This is a genomic window from Hyphomicrobium sp., assembly GCF_041659645.1.
GTDB lineage: Bacteria > Pseudomonadota > Alphaproteobacteria > Rhizobiales > Hyphomicrobiaceae > Hyphomicrobium_B.
This window is the reverse complement of sequence record NZ_JBAZXX010000004.1, coordinates 285869-301166: the sequence shown is the minus strand read 5'-3', so window position 1 is coordinate 301166 and position 15298 is coordinate 285869. Positions and strand designations below refer to the sequence as shown.

General features: G+C 60.6%; 13 protein-coding genes. 8 read left to right on the top strand and 5 right to left on the bottom strand.

Annotation, left to right across the window (positions count from 1 at the left end):
- Positions 1 to 2250, bottom strand: coding sequence for a DNA topoisomerase IV subunit A (parC, locus tag WC811_RS15830; protein ID WP_372646286.1), 2250 nt, complete (start codon positions 2248 to 2250; stop codon positions 1 to 3).
- A 247-nt stretch (positions 2251 to 2497) separates the two neighbouring features.
- On the opposite strand from parC, the gene WC811_RS15825 reads away from it, so the two are divergent.
- Together WC811_RS15825 and WC811_RS15820 are read left to right on the top strand one after the other, a co-directional pair.
- A complete protein-coding gene (locus WC811_RS15825; RefSeq protein WP_372646285.1) occupies positions 2498 to 3205 on the top strand; it encodes a CAP domain-containing protein in 708 nt (235 codons plus the stop codon).
- An 85-nt stretch (positions 3206 to 3290) separates the two neighbouring features.
- Positions 3291 to 3542, top strand: a complete 252-nt coding sequence (locus WC811_RS15820) for a hypothetical protein (RefSeq protein ID WP_372646284.1) — start codon at positions 3291 to 3293, stop codon at positions 3540 to 3542.
- 51 nt (positions 3543 to 3593) lie between these two features.
- On the opposite strand, the gene WC811_RS15815 is transcribed toward WC811_RS15820, so the two are convergent.
- Positions 3594 to 4388 (bottom strand): SDR family NAD(P)-dependent oxidoreductase, encoded by a 795-nt coding sequence (locus tag WC811_RS15815; RefSeq protein WP_372646283.1) that lies wholly within the window; start codon positions 4386 to 4388, stop codon positions 3594 to 3596.
- Between the two features lie 344 nt (positions 4389 to 4732).
- Here WC811_RS15815 and WC811_RS15810 point away from each other — a divergent pair, with 344 nt between their 5' ends.
- Positions 4733 to 5239, top strand: a complete 507-nt coding sequence (locus WC811_RS15810) for a CYTH domain-containing protein (protein ID WP_372646282.1) — start codon at positions 4733 to 4735, stop codon at positions 5237 to 5239.
- 45 nt (positions 5240 to 5284) lie between these two features.
- Here WC811_RS15810 and WC811_RS15805 read toward each other — a convergent pair whose 3' ends face one another.
- The gene (locus tag WC811_RS15805; RefSeq protein ID WP_372646281.1) at positions 5285 to 6337 is read right to left on the bottom strand and encodes a L,D-transpeptidase; all 1053 of its coding nucleotides are present in this window, start codon (positions 6335 to 6337) and stop codon (positions 5285 to 5287) included.
- 191 nt (positions 6338 to 6528) lie between these two features.
- Positions 6529 to 6804 (bottom strand): metal-sensitive transcriptional regulator, encoded by a 276-nt coding sequence (locus tag WC811_RS15800; protein ID WP_372646280.1) that lies wholly within the window; start codon positions 6802 to 6804, stop codon positions 6529 to 6531.
- An 83-nt stretch (positions 6805 to 6887) separates the two neighbouring features.
- On the opposite strand from WC811_RS15800, the gene WC811_RS15795 reads away from it, so the two are divergent.
- Both WC811_RS15795 and WC811_RS15790 read left to right on the top strand, forming a co-directional pair.
- Positions 6888 to 9275: a heavy metal translocating P-type ATPase gene (locus tag WC811_RS15795; protein ID WP_372646279.1), complete on the top strand. Its 2388-nt coding sequence runs from the start codon at positions 6888 to 6890 to the stop codon at positions 9273 to 9275.
- A gap of 30 nt (positions 9276 to 9305) precedes the next feature.
- The gene (locus WC811_RS15790; RefSeq protein WP_372646278.1) at positions 9306 to 9683 is read left to right on the top strand and encodes a DoxX family protein; all 378 of its coding nucleotides are present in this window, start codon (positions 9306 to 9308) and stop codon (positions 9681 to 9683) included.
- A gap of 31 nt (positions 9684 to 9714) precedes the next feature.
- On the opposite strand, the gene WC811_RS15785 is transcribed toward WC811_RS15790, so the two are convergent.
- A complete protein-coding gene (locus WC811_RS15785; RefSeq protein ID WP_372646277.1) occupies positions 9715 to 11025 on the bottom strand; it encodes an MFS transporter in 1311 nt (436 codons plus the stop codon).
- Between the two features lie 321 nt (positions 11026 to 11346).
- Here WC811_RS15785 and WC811_RS15780 point away from each other — a divergent pair, with 321 nt between their 5' ends.
- From WC811_RS15780 to WC811_RS15770, 3 genes are all read left to right on the top strand, one after another.
- Entirely contained in the window at positions 11347 to 13134 is a 1788-nt protein-coding gene (locus WC811_RS15780) for a hypothetical protein (protein WP_372646276.1), read from the top strand.
- Positions 13135 to 13288: 154 nt separating this feature from the next.
- Entirely contained in the window at positions 13289 to 14302 is a 1014-nt protein-coding gene (locus WC811_RS15775) for an aldo/keto reductase (RefSeq protein WP_372646275.1), read from the top strand.
- A gap of 52 nt (positions 14303 to 14354) precedes the next feature.
- A complete protein-coding gene (locus WC811_RS15770; protein WP_372646274.1) occupies positions 14355 to 15233 on the top strand; it encodes an NAD(P)-dependent oxidoreductase in 879 nt (292 codons plus the stop codon).
- The last annotated feature ends 65 nt before the right edge of the window (positions 15234 to 15298 follow it).

The window sequence follows — 15298 nt, the reverse complement described above, 5'->3', positions numbered from 1 at the left end:
CTAAAAACGCGGACCGAACGAATTGGACCGTGGGAAACCTTTCGGCGCCACGCGACCAGCCTGGGCACGCTCGCCCACCCATTCCTTGAGTTCGCTCCAGGACAGGGAGAACTCGCGCCCGGCGCTGTCGAGCCACGTCAAGCCGTCGGATTTCTTGAAAACACGGACATCCGAGAGCGCGCCGTCCTTGAAGCGCTGAAGGATGACGCCCTTTCCTCGGGTCATTTCGTTGACCTCGTCGAGCTTGAAGACCAGCATCTTGCGGTTCTCGCCGATGGTCGCGACGCAGTCGCCCTCGACGGGCACGCAGACGCGGGCTTCCTCGGGCTCGCTGACGTTCAGCACCTGCTTGCCCTTGCGCGTGGAGGCGATGACTTCGGCCTCGGGAACGATGAAGCCATAAGCGCCGGTCGAAGCCACCAGCAGTTTGCGCGAGGCGTCGTGGACGAACAGCTCGGCGATGTCGTGGTTTTCCTCAAGATCGATCATCAGGCGGACGGGTTCACCATGGCCGCGGCCGCCTGGAAGCGCATTGGCTTCGAGGGTGAAGAACTTGCCGTTGGTCGCGAAGATGACGAGCTTATCGGTCGTGAATGCCTTCAAGGCGTGCTTCAGGCTGTCGCCCTGCTTGAATTCAAGCTTCGAGATATCGTCCGGGTGGCCCTTGAGCGTCCGGACCCATCCCTTCTCGGAGACGATGACGGTGATCGGCTCTTTCTCGACAAGTGCGGCTTCCAGATCGAGGTCGATATCGGGCATGTCGGCGAACGACGAACGGCGGCGGCCAAGAGGCGTCTTCTTCGAGTACTTCTCGCGCGTTTCCTTGATCTCGCCCGCGACGTGCTCCCACTGAAGTTCCTCGGACTTCAGAAGTTGCTTCAGTTCGCGTCGCTCCTTCGAGAGCTTGTCGTGCTCGGCCTTGATCTCGACCTCTTCGAGCCGCGATAATGACCGCAAGCGCAAATTCAGGATGGCTTCGGCCTGGACGTCACTCAGGCTGAACTTCGCGATCAGCTTGGCCTTCGGATCGTCCTCGCGGCGGATGATCCGGATCACCTCGTCGATGTTGAGGTAAGCGATCAGATAGCCGTCGAGAACCTCAAGGCGGTGCTCGATCTTCTTCAGGCGGTACGTCGAGCGGCGAACGAGAACCTCGATGCGATGCTCAAGCCACTGCCAAAGAACGTCGCGTAAATCGAGAACGTTCGGGATCTGCCCGGCCGACAATACGTTCATGTTGAGGCTGACGCGGACTTCCAATTCCGTCGAGCGGAACAGGCTCTCCATCAGCAGGATGGCTTCAACCGTGCGGCTCTTCGGTTCGAGAACGAGGCGGATTTCTTCCGCACTTTCGTCGCGGACGTCGCCCAGGAAAGCGAGCTTCTTCTCGCTCATCAAGTCGGCGATCTTCTCGATCAGCTTTGCCTTCTGAACGCCGTAGGGAATTTCGGTGACGACGATCTGATAGCCGCCGCGGCCGGTGTCTTCCTTTTCCCAGCGCGCCCTGACGCGGAACCCGCCACGGCCTGTCTTATAGGCTTCGAGCATCTGCGCGCGCGGCTCGACGATGATGCCGCCCGTCGGGAAATCCGGTCCCGGAATCATTTCGACGAGCTTTTCGATCGTCGCGTTCGGGTGCTTGATGAGGTGCAAAAGAGCGGCGCAAAGCTCGTCGACGTTGTGCGGGGGGATATTCGTCGCCATGCCGACCGCGATGCCCGAAGAGCCATTCGCCAAGAGATTGGGGAATGCCGCCGGCAGTACGACCGGCTCTTCGACACGGCCGTCGTAGTTCGGACGGAAGTCGACGGTCTCTTCGTCGATGCCTTCAAGGATAAGCGCGGCGGTCTCGGTCATGCGCGCTTCGGTGTAGCGCTCGGCGGCCGGGTTATCGCCATCGATATTGCCGAAGTTGCCCTGCCCGTCGACCAACGGATAGCGAACAGCGAAATCCTGCGCCAAACGCGCGAGAGCGTCGTAGATCGCCTGGTTGCCGTGCGGGTGGTAATCGCCCATCACCTCGCCGACGATCTTGGCGCACTTGATGAACCCGCCTTCCGGATTGAGCCGAAGCTCCCGCATCGCGTAGAGGATGCGGCGATGGACAGGCTTCAGGCCGTCGCGCACATCCGGCAGCGCGCGGTGCATGATCGTGGAAAGGGCGTAGGCCAGATAGCGCTCTTCGAGAGCGGTTCTGAGCTCTACGGGCTCAATGGAGCCGCCGCTCGGCAGAATCGGTTTGTCACTCATGGGGCATCCCTCTACAGCGGCGCCGGGGAGCGCTCAAGCCTGAGCCAGGGCGCCCGGCAGCGGCAGTTCGGCGGCCGCGCCATTTGGGCGCAAGCGGACACAACCTCTGGGCGATTGGTTCAGGCGATTGAGGCGACAGGGAAATCCACAAGTCAGACCGCCCATTTGAAGCGGCCGATGGCATCTGCGCACCAGAGCGGATATTCCTCGTCTGCAAGAGGCCAGAAGATGCGAAACGGACTTCACAATGGCGGTTCTCGCGCCTGACCTGCCGCAGGTCGAGCAACACATCGTTGAAATGACAAATCAGGTCCGGCGGCAGCAGAAGTTGCCGGCGCTGAAGGTCAACGCGATGCTGGCCAAGGCCGCGCGCACCTTCGCCCTGAAAGTCGCCACCAGCGGCACGTTCTCCCACACGGCCGACGGGAGGACGCCGAGCCAGCGCGCCGAAAGCGCCGGCTACAAGCATTGTGACGTCGCCGAAAATCTCGCGATGGACGAGGACATCCGCGGTTTCGATACCGGCACTCTTGCTGTTCAAGCCATTGCTGGCTGGATGAATTCGCCGCCCCATCGCGCCAATATTATGCGGGCAACGGTTTCCGAGATCGGCGTCGGGGTGGCGCGTGCGCCAGGACCGAAACCGAAATTCATATCGGTCGAATTGTTCGGGCAGCCGGCGGCAAAAATCCTGACGTTTAAAATCAGCAATATTGCGAGCGTGGACTTGAGCTATTCGTATGGCGGCAAGGCTTACGACTTGAAACCCGGAGTGTCCGTTGTTCACTCATCTTGTTCACAGGAAGAGCTCATCATTAAAAAGCCGGGCACCTTGTTTTCCTCGACGCAAGAAGTTGCGAAGGTAACCGCCGAAAACAAAAAGCTTTACACCCTCAAGCTTGATGCTACGGGCTCGCCCACCCTGGAAATAGCGACGCGTTCCACGGCTCCATGACAGCGGAAAATTCATCCGTGAAGAAACTTTCTCGTTGGCTAAGCGTTGTTGTTGGTCTCCAATAAAAAGAAAAAGGAGAGACGCCATGCAAACACGCCAGCTCCTCATCTTTATCGCATTAAGTCTGATCGCGGCTGCGACCGTGGTCTGGGCCGTAACAACGTTTCGATCGCCGACTACGGCGACGGTCACCACGCCGGTGGTGCATGGCGATACCGACAAGCCTGGCGGGGGCACGACAGTCGACGCTCCGAACGTCCACATCGAAAAAGACAAGGACGGGACTAAAGTCGAAGCGCCTGGCGTTAAAATCGAAGTTCCGAAATCGCCGCAATAAACCGGTATCGTTATCACGTTGCTGCCGCCCTCACGGGCGGCTTTTATATCTTCACCCAATGGTTCTGAGGATGCCGCCCTCGACGCGAAGGGCGGCGCCGTTTGTTGCGGAGGCTTCCTTCGACGCGGCGTAGACGACCATGTTCGCGACCTCCTCGACGCTTGCGAAGCGTTGAATAAGGGATGCAGGGCGATGCGTTTTGACGAACGTCGCCGCCATCTCGTCCGGCGTCTTACCCTCGGCGGCCGCCATCGACTTCAGGAATTCTTCGACGCCCTCGGAGCGCGTCGGGCCGGGCAACACGGAGTTGACTGTCACATTGCTGCCCGCTGTCAACTGCGCGAGGCCTTGCGCGATCGACAGCTGCGCGGTCTTCGTGAAACCGTAGTGGATCATCTCGACGGGAACGCTCACCGCGGATTCCGACGAGATGAAGATGATACGGCCCCAGTTGCGCTCGAGCATGCCGGGCAGATAAGCCCGCGACATACGCACGCCCGACATGACGTTCGTTTCGAAGAAGCGCGTCCAATCGGCGTCGGGAATGTCGACGAAGGGCTTGGGCTCGAAGATGCCCGCATTGTTAATCAAGATATCGACGGACGGCACCGCCTTGATCAGGGCTTCGCAGCCCTCGGCGGTCGCGACGTCGGCGGCAACACCGGAAACGGTCGCGGCATTGCAAGCGCCGTGAACGGCGGCGATGCCCCTGTCGACCGTCTCTTGCTTGCGGCCGTTGATGATCACTTTCGCTCCGGACTGCGCCAAGCTCTTCGCAATCGCGAGGCCGATGCCGGCTGTCGAGCCGGTGACGAGCGCGGTCTTATCGGTCAGGTCGATTTTCATCAGTCGAGCTCCGGTTGAAAACGATGTGCGTTAGATCGGACATTCGGAACAATAAGCAAGTGGGACATTAGCTCGCGGGATTTGGCTTGGATCAACGTCGAAGCCAGGGCGGTCGGCTTTTCTGCTACGTCGTACATGTGAAGGAGTTCCATGCGGCCGGGCGCCCATCCCGATGTTGGAATTGAGCAGTCAGCGATTGGCCGCAGGCGGCTCAGGTAATTCTAGCCGAATTCAATGCCTGACGAAGCGGTATTGTCGTAGAGCCGAACTAAATTCAATTCGGCACGCGCGGCGGCCCCTGGAGGGATCGGTCGCCGACGTCGCGTGATGCCGTGGGAGGCGGAATGGCACTTGAAATTGAACGGAAGTTTTTGACTAAGGACGATACCTGGAAATCATCAGCGACGGGCTCGGCGCGCATTCTGCAGGGCTACTTCGCGCGAACGCCGTTGCTCAGAGCGCGCATTCGCATCTACGGGGATAAGGGATTCATCACGCTCAAGACCGAGCCCGGCATGCTCGTCCGGCACGAGTACGAGTACGAAATTCCGAAAGCCGATGCGATCGAGATGATCAAGCAGTTCAGCGTCGAGCCGATCATCACGAAGGTCCGCTATGACGTTCCTTACGAGGGCGTCGTCTGGGCCGTCGATGTTTTCGAAGGGGCGAACAGCGGCCTCGTGATGGCGGAAGCCGAGCTGAAAACTCCAGATCAGGTGCTGGCGTTGCCACCCTGGGCGGGCAGCGAAGTCACGAATGATCGCCGCTACGGCAATTCCAATCTCGCGCGCTATCCCTTCATCACATGGGACAAGAACGGCAATCCGCCGTGGGAGAAAGACGACGCGTAATGCTCGCGGGAGGGAGGGCAAAGCTTATCGCCTTGCCCACGTCTCTCAATGCCAGCCGTTATAGGGGTCATAATTATCATCATCGTCGTCGGCTGCCCGGTCGGCGTCGCGATTGATGATCCGCGGCGACTGCGGCAAGTCCTTCTCCGCCGTTCTCGGCCGAGACTCCGGCTTCTTCGCCGCGGCCGCAACCCGCCCGCTCAGCGAACGCACAATCGTCACCTCAGTGCCGACACGCACGAGCGAGGCAAGATGCAACACGTTTTCGTTCATCATGCGGAAGCAGCCGGAGGATGCCGCTTTGCCAATCGACTTCGGTTCATTGGTGCCGTGGATGCGATAGAGCGTATTGCCGAGATAGATCGCCTTGGCCCCGAGCGGATTGCGAATACCGCCGAGCATGCGTACGGGGAGACCGGGCTGACGCTGGCGCATGTCTGCGGGCGGATACCAATCCGGCCAGTCAGCAATGCGCGAAACCTTTTCCTTGCCGGTCCACGCGAAGCCCTGGCGGCCGACGCCGATGGAATAAGCGTACGCTGAGTTCGGGCTCAGAACGTAGTAGAGCTTGCGCGTGCTCGTATCGATGACGATCGAGCCCGGCGCGTAAGGTCCGCTAAAAGCGACTTTCGGCGGCGCTTCGGCACGGATGTACGGCCGCGAACCGCCGCTGGCTCCCTGCGATTTGCTGAGGCGTGCTTCATCTTCTGGCGACGGCGCGGCATCCCAGGCACCGTAGTCGTCACGATCGCCGTATCCCGGATCGCGGTCGCTATCGCGGCCACCGTATGCCCTCGGGTTTGAGTATTGCTGCCGCGCCCCATAGCGACCGTCGTCGCGGTCGCTGTTGTAGCGGGGATCGTAGCGGCGCGGATCGTTGTCAGGATCATAATAGCGGCTGTCGGCACGCGGTCCGTCTTGTTGGTCGAAATAGCGATCGTCGCCGTAGGGAGCGCCGTAGCCATTATCCTGCGAATAGTAGTCTTGGGCGGCGGGCCGTTGCGGTCCATCCCCTTGATCCCATTGCTGGGCCGAGGCCAGCGTCGACGACCCGGCCAAAGCCGCCATGCCGATAATCGACAGTATGATTGCTTTCATTGACTCACCCGCTTCTCAGTCAAAACAGAACGTCTCGCCTCGCTATGTCCGTCGTTCAATAATGCTGTCGGAAGTCGTCATCCGCGTGGCAAATCAAAGGCATCGACGCATAAGCGGTGTTTCAAATTGTAACGACGAAACGCTCAGAATTGATAAAAGCCGGTAATCCCGGGCTCGAGGATTGATTCAGATCAGCGCGTTGCTCGCGCGAGGACGTCCATCAACTCGGCAACCTTGCGACGTTGATCGGCGGAATTGCCGCTCGCGATCGCGTGCTCGACGCAATGGGCGACGTGATCTCGCAGCACTTCCTCCTCGACGCGACGCAATGCGGCGCGCACGGCCGAAATCTGCGTGACGACGTCGATGCAATATCGCTCGTCCTCGACCATTTTGGCGAGGCCGCGAACTTGACCTTCGATGCGGTTCAGGCGCTTCAGGCAAGCGGCTTTAGTTGGTTTCTGCATGCCTTGACGTATACCCCACCCCGGTATACATGTCAATCGATACCCCTGGTGGGTATATAGCTGGGATGGCGAGGCGTTGGGCGATGACGGCAGAAGATGCGAAGGCGGGACATGGTCACGGCCACAACGGGCATAGCTGCTGCTCACACAAAAATGAGAAAGCCGGCGCGGACACCGCACAGTTGGTCAAGGACCCGGTTTGCGGCATGGGCGTCAATCCGCTGACACCGAAGCATCACGCCGAGCACGCGGGAAAGCCGTATTATTTCTGCTCGGCAGGATGCGAGGCGAAATTTATCGCCGAACCCGCCAAATATTTGAAACCCGCCGAAGCGAAAACAGAGCCCGTGCCTGCGGGCACGATCTACACCTGCCCGATGCATCCGCAGATCCGGCAAGTCGGGCCGGGCTTCTGCCCGATTTGCGGCATGGCGCTTGAGCCTGTGGTCGTCACCGCGGAGGCCGCGCCCAACGCCGAGCTTCAGGACATGACGCGCCGCCTCTGGATCGGGCTTGCACTCGCCGTTCCAGTTTTCCTGCTCGAAATGGGCGGGCACATCTTTGACCTGCATCATGTCATCAGCCCAACCGTCTCGAACTGGGTGCAGCTCGTGTTGGCGACGCCCGTCGTGCTGTGGGCGGGCTTTCCGTTTTTCGAGCGCGGCTGGAAATCGATCGAGACGCGCAACCTCAATATGTTCACGCTGATCGCGCTCGGGACCGGAGTCGCGTGGGCGTATAGTATCGTCGCGACCGTTATGCCTGGCATCTTCCCGGCGAACTTGCGCAGCATGGACGGCGCGGCGCCGGTTTACTTCGAGGCTGCAGCCGTCATCACGGTGTTGGTGCTGGTCGGTCAGGTTCTCGAACTTCGTGCCCGCGAGCAGACGAGCGGCGCCATCCGCGCCCTGTTGAACCTCGCGCCCAAAACCGCGCGCCGTCTCAATGCCGACGGATCCGATGAAGAGGTCCAGGTCGACACGATCGTGGTCGGCGACAAACTTCGCGTCCGACCCGGCGAGCGTGTCCCCGTTGACGGCGAGGTTGCGGACGGGAAAAGCAACGTCGATGAATCGATGGTGACAGGCGAGCCGCTGCCGGTCACGAAAACGGTCGGCGCGAAGGTGATCGGCGGCACGATCAACGGTTCCGGGGCACTCGTCGTCCGGGCCGAGAAGGTTGGGCGCGATACGATGCTCGCACGCATTGTCCAGATGGTGGCGGATTCACAGCGTAGCCGCGCGCCTATTCAGCGCCTCGCGGATCAGGTCGCGGGCTGGTTCGTGCCGCTCGTCATCGGGGTCGCGGCACTGGCGTTCATTGCCTGGATGGCATTCGGCCCGGAGCCGCGCTTCTCTTATGCGCTCATCGCGGCGGTTTCAGTTCTGATCATTGCCTGCCCCTGCGCGCTCGGACTCGCGACGCCAATGTCGATCATGGTCGGCATCGGTCGTGGGGCGCAATCCGGCGTGCTGATCAAGAACGCCGAAGCGCTGGAACGCATGGAAAAGATCGATACCCTCGTCGTCGACAAGACCGGCACGCTGACGGAAGGCAAGCCGAGGGTGACGGCTATTCGAACAGTGTCGAATATCAGCGAGGCTGATCTTTTGAAGCTTGCCGCCAGCCTCGAACGGGCGAGTGAGCATCCGCTGGGCGCGGCTGTCGTCGCGGCGGCGCAGGACCGCAACATCGCACTCTCGCAAGTGAGTGACTTTGCTGCGCCGTCAGGTAAGGGCGTTAGCGGGACGATCGATAATCGCGCCGTCGTCATCGGCAACAAGAAGATCATCGACGACGCGGGCATCTCGACATCATCGCTCGATGCTGAAGCAGAAACGCTTCGGGCCGATGGCGCGACGGCCGTCTATGTCGCCGTGGATGGTAAGCTGGCGGGCCTCATCGCCATTGCCGATCCGGTCAAGGCGACGACAGCCTCGGCGCTGCGGAAGCTCAAGGCCAGCGGTATTCATGTCGTCATGCTTACGGGCGACAACGCGACGACGGCGAAGGCGGTGGCCGCAAAGCTTGGCATCGACAACGTGAAGGCCGACGTTTTGCCCGAAGACAAGGCGCGGATCGTGGCCGAGTTGAGGCGTCAAGGCCATGCCGTCGCGATGGCGGGTGACGGAGTCAACGATGCCCCTGCCCTCGCCGCTGCGGATGTCGGTATCGCGATGGGCACGGGCACCGACGTCGCCATCGAAAGCGCGGGCGTCACGCTGCTGAAAGGCGATCTTGAAGGCATTGCGAAGGCGCGGCGGCTTTCCGAAGCCACGATGTCGAACATCCGGCAGAATCTGTTCTTTGCGTTCATCTATAATGCGGCGGGCGTGCCGATTGCGGCGGGCGTGCTCTATCCGGTGTTCGGATTGCTGCTATCGCCCGTCATCGCGGCGGCGGCGATGGCGCTTTCGTCGGTGAGTGTTATCGGAAATGCTCTGCGGTTGCGGGCCGTCGATATAGAGTAGAGAGACCACAGCGAATTCGGGGGAATAACAGTGCTCATCAGTCCCGACTGGGTTCTTTTGGTCCTAGGCCGCATCCTTCTCGGCGGCCTCTTCGTTTACGGCGGCGTGCATCACGTCTTCATCATGGCGCCGCTTACTGCCGCGATTTCGGCGCGCGGCGTTCCGGCTCCGCGACTCGTGCTGATTGCGGGTTCGGCGTTTCAAACCATCGCCGGCGCGCTTTTTACGCTTGACGTGTACGTCGCCGCTTGCGCGTTTGGCCTGATCGCCTTCACGATCATCGCATCGATTATGCTTTTGAATTTCTGGGATATGGAAGGCCAAATGCGGGCGACCGCCAAAACGATGTGGCAAACGAATCTCGCCATCATTGGCGGATTGCTGATCGCCGCGGCATACGCCCTCTAACACGCTGCGGCGTACCGCGTTCCATTCGGCGTCACGTCGTTGCTTCGGCTTCGATTGCCGATGGAGCCTTGGATTTCTCCGGCTTTCCGAGCGCAAGCACCAGAACGGCGGCGATGATGCACGCGATCCCCGCAGCGAAGAACGCCGGCAGATACGTCGAAAATTCGGTGCGTGTAAGGCCGGCGCCATAAGCTGCCGTCGCCGCGCCGATCTGATGACCGGCGAAGATCCATCCAAAGACGACGTTCGTTTTCTCAGCGCCGAAATAGCGGGTCGTCAGCTTGACTGTCGGCGGCACCGTCGCGATCCAGTCGAGGCCGTAGAACATGGCGAAAAGCGAGAGGCCGTAGAACGTAAAATCGGTGTACGGCAAATAGAGCAGAGACAAGCCGCGCAAGCCATAATACCAGAACAGCAGCCAGCGATTGTCGAAGCGATCGGAGAGCCAGCCCGAGCCGATGGTGCCGAAGAAATCGAACACGCCCATCATCGCAAGAACGCCAGCGGCCGTCACCGATGCGAGGCCGTAATCGCCGCAAAGCGCGATGAAGTGCGTCTGAATGAGGCCGGTGGTGCTCATCCCGCAAATGAAGAATGTGCCGAACAGAACCCAGAAGGCGCCGCTTGCCGCCACCTCCTTGAGGATCAGAAGCGGCGATAACAGGAGCGCGCCGAAGCTTTCGGTGTGCGGAGCCGTAGGAACGATTTCTCGCGCGCCGTAGGGTGGCAAGCCGATGTCGGCCGGACGGTCGCGCATCAGGAGAAATACGACCACGGCGGCGATCGCGATCACAGCGCAGATGAAGCAGACGGACAGACGCCAGCCGTAGAGCGCTGTCAGCTTGGCGAGCAACGGCAGAAAGATCAGCTGTCCCGTCGCGGTGCTGGCGGAGAGCATGCCCATCACCAAGCCGCGGCGTTCGGAAAACCAGCGCGTCGCGATCGTTGCGCCGAGAACCATTGCGGTAAGGCCCGTGCCGAGACCGACACCGACACCCCATAGAAGCACGAGTTGCCAAAGGCTCGTCATCGCGAGCGACGCAGCCAGCACGGCGGCGACGATAATGAGCGCCGTCAAGACGATGCGGCGGACTCCAAAGCAGTTCATGAACGCCGCAGCGAATGGCCCCATCAGACCGAAGAGCATGAAGCGTATCGCTAGCGCCGAAGAAATCTCCGACGTCTTCCAGCCGAATTCTTTTTCGAGCGGAACGATAAAAACGCCCGGCGCGCCGACGGCGCCGGCTGTCACCAGCATGGTGAGGAACGTCGCTGCGACGACGGCCCAACCATAATGGACATTTCTTCGTGCCAACGATGAAGCAAGTGCGGATGACATCATGATTTCACTCGAACCAGATCCCCGGAGCGCTGTCAGTGTGGTTTTTATATTATGTTCATCATCAAAATTCAGCGCGACCTAGCGGCGCGTCCCCGGCTTTGGCCGATTCGCGACCCCGTCGCCATGCGGCGCTGCAAATCCCGCCCCAGCGTGATCCGGCAAAAAGATTTTCCTTCGGCGGATCATTAACTTCGAGCGAATTCGACACATGCTCCTCCTTGCGGTCTTGGGTATTGCCATCCTACCATCGTCGCAGACCACGGGGATAAACCGGCGCATGTTGGGGCTTGCGACGCAGTTTTGGGGCAAAAGCGAACAACGATGACACGCCAGCGGCTTTTGCTTCTCGGACTGCTGATCTGGGCGCTTGCGATGATCCTGCCGGATTTTGCGCGTGTCGTGCGCCCACTCGCGTCGTTTGGGTTCTATTCCGACAGTGACGGGTTGATCTACGACGTCTCCGGCCCATTCGATGCGCAAGAGCAGTCTCCGGCCTGGAAAGCGGGCATCCGCGAAGGGGATAGGCTCGATTTTTCGAGGATGCGATGCATCCCCTACGACCGCGATATCTGCGCCAGCACGATCTCTGCCGTCGGCGGCAACGAATACGTGCTTCCCGGGCGCACCGCGACGTTCGAACTCCTGCCCAACGGTTCGGAGGGCGCTCGCACGGTTCATCTTACGGCCGATCCGCGACCGGCCAACTGGCTGGTACGCTTCGTTCTATTGCTCGACCAAGCTGCGGGAATTGCCGTCGTGCTGGCCGCCACGTGGCTCGTGTGGACAAAACCCGGACCGATGAGTTGGGGGTTTTTCCTCTACGCCATCTGGTTCAACCCGGGTCAGGCATATGAATTCTACGCGCAATTGCAGCGCTGGCCGCTCGTCCTCATAATGCAGAATATTCTGGGTTGTATCGCGCAGGCTGCGGGCTATGTGGGCTTGCTGATCTTCGTGATGCGCGCGCCGACCGATACCCTGCAGCCGGAATGGGCGCGCGTTGAACGCCTGATGCCCTGGCTTGGCGCCGTCATTGCCGTCGCGCTGATGGGGGCATACGGGAGTTCGTTCGGCTTTCACACGGAGTTACTGAGCCGGGCCACGATCCTGTTCGGCATCATCGTCAGCGTCGCCGCCGTTACGATCCTGCTCATGCGGCGCCAGACGCTGTCGCCCAAGGACAATCAGCGTCTCAGATGGGTGATGTGGGGATGCCTGATCGGGCTGCCCGCGTTCGTCATCGCCGATCTCAACGAATACACGACCCTTCTGACGGATTGGGACGGCTTTTTCCTGCCGGAGGACGCTGCCGGACTGCTCTATCTGATCAACGGTGTGCTTTGCCTGTTCGTCGTCGAAGCCGTGCGTCGCCAACGTGTCGTCAACGTCGCCATTCCTCTGCGGCGCGTGACCGTTCTCGCGCTGATGACGAGCTTGCCTGCGTTGCTTCTTCATCAGCAAGCGGAGCAGTTGCACGAGCTTGTCGAGCTTCCGAGCTGGGGGTGGCTCCTGATCGGTGCCATCATTCTGTTCGTCATCGGCCGCCTGCACGAATGGGCCGTCGAGCTTGCGGACGATTTCTTCAATCGCTCGATCGATCGGGCCGAGGAAGTCCTCGACGAGGCCATTCTGGAAGCCAAGACTGCCGGTGAGATCGACCGGATCCTGTCCATCCGCGCAAGCAATATCCTTAGGCTGTCCTCCGCCGTCACGTTCCGGCGCACCGACACCGGCTTTCGCCGCTTGGAAGACGGAACAGGCTGGAGTGGCGGGGAATCGAAGCTCGGCCTTGACGACAAGGACCTCGGAAACCTACTCAGAGGCGCTCCGTGCGTGATCAACGAAGCGGCCGCCGAGGAGGCAGGCTTCCCGGCCGGGCTCGACATGCCGATCCTCGCGATCCCAGCGACGAGCCGTGTCCACTGCTTCGCCGTCACGCTCTACGGCCCGCATGAATCGGGAACGGATATCGATTCAAACGAACGGCAAACCCTACAAAATCTCGGCCGACACGCAGCCGACGCCTACGCGCGGCTCGAGAACGAGGAACTCCGCAGGGCGCTTGCGGAACTCCAGGAACAAGTGGGGCCGCACGGAGCCCTCGCTTAGAGAGATCGGCAATCGCGCGCCGCGAAAGCCTGTGGCACGCCGTCGCCAATGATCTCAATCGACGCTTAATGCCATCCGAAATACCTATTGGAAGCCTCGTCTCCGCGCTGCCATCTAACGTGCGTGGTTCGATCACTGAAATGAGGAGTGCGTCATGGAGCAGATTTCGATCGGCAAATCTGGCATCACCACATCGCGGATCGGGCTCGGAACCTGGGCGATTGGCGGATGGATGTGGGGCGGTTCCGAAGAATGCCAGTCTATTGCAACTATTCAGTCCGCCGTTGAGCGCGGCATCACGCTCATCGACACGGCTCCGGTCTACGGCTTCGGTCAGTCCGAGGAGATCGTCGGCAAGTCCCTCGCCGAAGGCGGCTTGCGCAGCAAAGTGCAAATCGCGACCAAGGTTGGTCTCGCGTGGAAGGACGGCAAGGTCTACCGGGATTCGACGTCGGCACGCATTCGCCTGGAAATAGAGGATTCCTTGCGGCGGCTGCGGACGGACGTCATCGACCTCTATCAAGTGCATTGGCCCGATTTGCAAACGCCCCTCGAAGAAACCGCGCGCACGCTCGAAGATCTACGCCGTGAAGGAAAAATCCGCGCGATTGGCGTCAGCAACTACTCGCCCGTGCAGATGGATACGTTCCGCAAAGCCGCGCAGCTCGACGCCGCGCAGCCGCCGTACAATCTGTTCGAACGCGAAATCGAAGCCGACGTACTTCCCTATTGCGAGCAGACCGGACTAACGGTGCTGAGCTACGGCGCGTTATGCCGTGGCCTGCTAAGCGGTCGAATAACATCAGAGACGACATTCGAAGGCGACGATCTGCGTAAGGCCGATCCGAAATTCCAGCAGCCGCGCTTCGCGCAGTATCTCGCGGCGGTCGATGAACTCGCGATGCTTGCGCGCAGTCGTTTCGGTAAATCGGTTCTTGCGCTGGCGCTACGCTGGGTACTCGATCAAGGGCCGACGATCGCGCTGTGGGGCGCGAGGCATCCGGGCCAGCTCGATCCCGTCAATGACATCGACGGGTGGCATATCGACGACGAGAGCAAGCGGGACATCGACGCGATCCTGAAACGATGCGTCACCGATCCGGTTTCACCTGCATTCATGGCGCCACCGGAAAAGCGACCCAAATTTGCGCCGGCTGCATCGGCCTGACAACGCGACGTGCTAAGAAATTTACTCGGTCGATAAAAGCCTGTGAGGACGCATGCAAATCGGTTTCATCGGACTGGGCCAGATGGGCTCAGGGATAGCGGCGAACCTGCTTAAGGCGGGGCATGACGTTACTGTTTACAATCGCACGCGAGCGAAAGCCGAAGCGCTCGCGTCGAAGGGCGCGAGAATCGCAACATCGCCGGGCGATGCCTGCAAAGGCGACGCCGTGTTCACGATGCTGGCCGACGACAAGGCGGTGGACTCCATCGTTCATGACGACGGCGGAATCGTCGCGAACCTGAAGGCCAGCGCAATCCATATCTCGTTGAGCACGATCAGCGCGGCGCTGTCGAAGCGGCTTGCCGAAGCCCACGCTAAAGCGGGACAACGGTACGTCGCGGCACCGGTCTTCGGTCGCCCGGAGGCTGCGGAAGCGGCGAAACTTTTCATCGTGGCCGCGGGAGAAGCCGCTGCAGTCAAGACCGTCTCACCGCTGTTCGACGCCATCGGACAAAAGACGTTCGTGGTTTCCGAACAGGCCGACGCTGCCAATATCGTCAAGATCAGCGGCAACTTCCTTATCGCGGCTGTGATCGAATCTCTCGGTGAAGCCATGGCGCTCGTCGGCAAGGCGGGCATCGACAAGCATCAGTATCTCGACATCCTAACGTCGACGCTGTTCGGCGCGCCCGTCTACAAGACCTACGGCAACCTCATCGCGGATGCGAAATTCTCGCCTGCGGGGTTCGCCGCGCCGCTCGGACTGAAAGACATTCGGCTCGCACTTGCGGCGGGCGATGAACTGCGCGTGCCGCTGCCTCTCGCGAGCCTTTTACGCGATCGTTTCCTGACGCTTCTCGCCAACGGCGGCGAGAATCTCGATTGGTCGGCGGTCGGCGGCCTTGCGGCGAGAGACGCGGGAAGCGTCTGAGCGTCGTCATCTCTCGAACCGTTTACGGCTTACACCGATGACCGCAAAACAGTAGCATCATGGCG

Excerpts from the sequence above, each read along its gene's own strand:
- WC811_RS15815 (WP_372646283.1), bottom strand. The coding sequence starts at position 4,388 with ATGAAAATCGACCTGACCGATAAGACCGCGCTCGTCACCGGCTCGACA.
- WC811_RS15805 (WP_372646281.1), bottom strand. The coding sequence starts at position 6,337 with ATGAAAGCAATCATACTGTCGATTATCGGCATGGCGGCTTTGGCCGGG.
- parC (WP_372646286.1), bottom strand. The coding sequence starts at position 2,250 with ATGAGTGACAAACCGATTCTGCCGAGCGGCGGCTCCATTGAGCCCGTA.
- WC811_RS15780 (WP_372646276.1), top strand. The coding sequence starts at position 11,347 with ATGACACGCCAGCGGCTTTTGCTTCTCGGACTGCTGATCTGGGCGCTT.
- WC811_RS15785 (WP_372646277.1), bottom strand. The coding sequence starts at position 11,025 with ATGATGTCATCCGCACTTGCTTCATCGTTGGCACGAAGAAATGTCCAT.
- WC811_RS15825 (WP_372646285.1), top strand. The coding sequence starts at position 2,498 with ATGGCGGTTCTCGCGCCTGACCTGCCGCAGGTCGAGCAACACATCGTT.
- WC811_RS15810 (WP_372646282.1), top strand. The coding sequence starts at position 4,733 with ATGGCACTTGAAATTGAACGGAAGTTTTTGACTAAGGACGATACCTGG.
- WC811_RS15775 (WP_372646275.1), top strand. The coding sequence starts at position 13,289 with ATGGAGCAGATTTCGATCGGCAAATCTGGCATCACCACATCGCGGATC.
- WC811_RS15795 (WP_372646279.1), top strand. The coding sequence starts at position 6,888 with ATGACGGCAGAAGATGCGAAGGCGGGACATGGTCACGGCCACAACGGG.
- WC811_RS15770 (WP_372646274.1), top strand. The coding sequence starts at position 14,355 with ATGCAAATCGGTTTCATCGGACTGGGCCAGATGGGCTCAGGGATAGCG.
- WC811_RS15800 (WP_372646280.1), bottom strand. The coding sequence starts at position 6,804 with ATGCAGAAACCAACTAAAGCCGCTTGCCTGAAGCGCCTGAACCGCATC.
- WC811_RS15820 (WP_372646284.1), top strand. The coding sequence starts at position 3,291 with ATGCAAACACGCCAGCTCCTCATCTTTATCGCATTAAGTCTGATCGCG.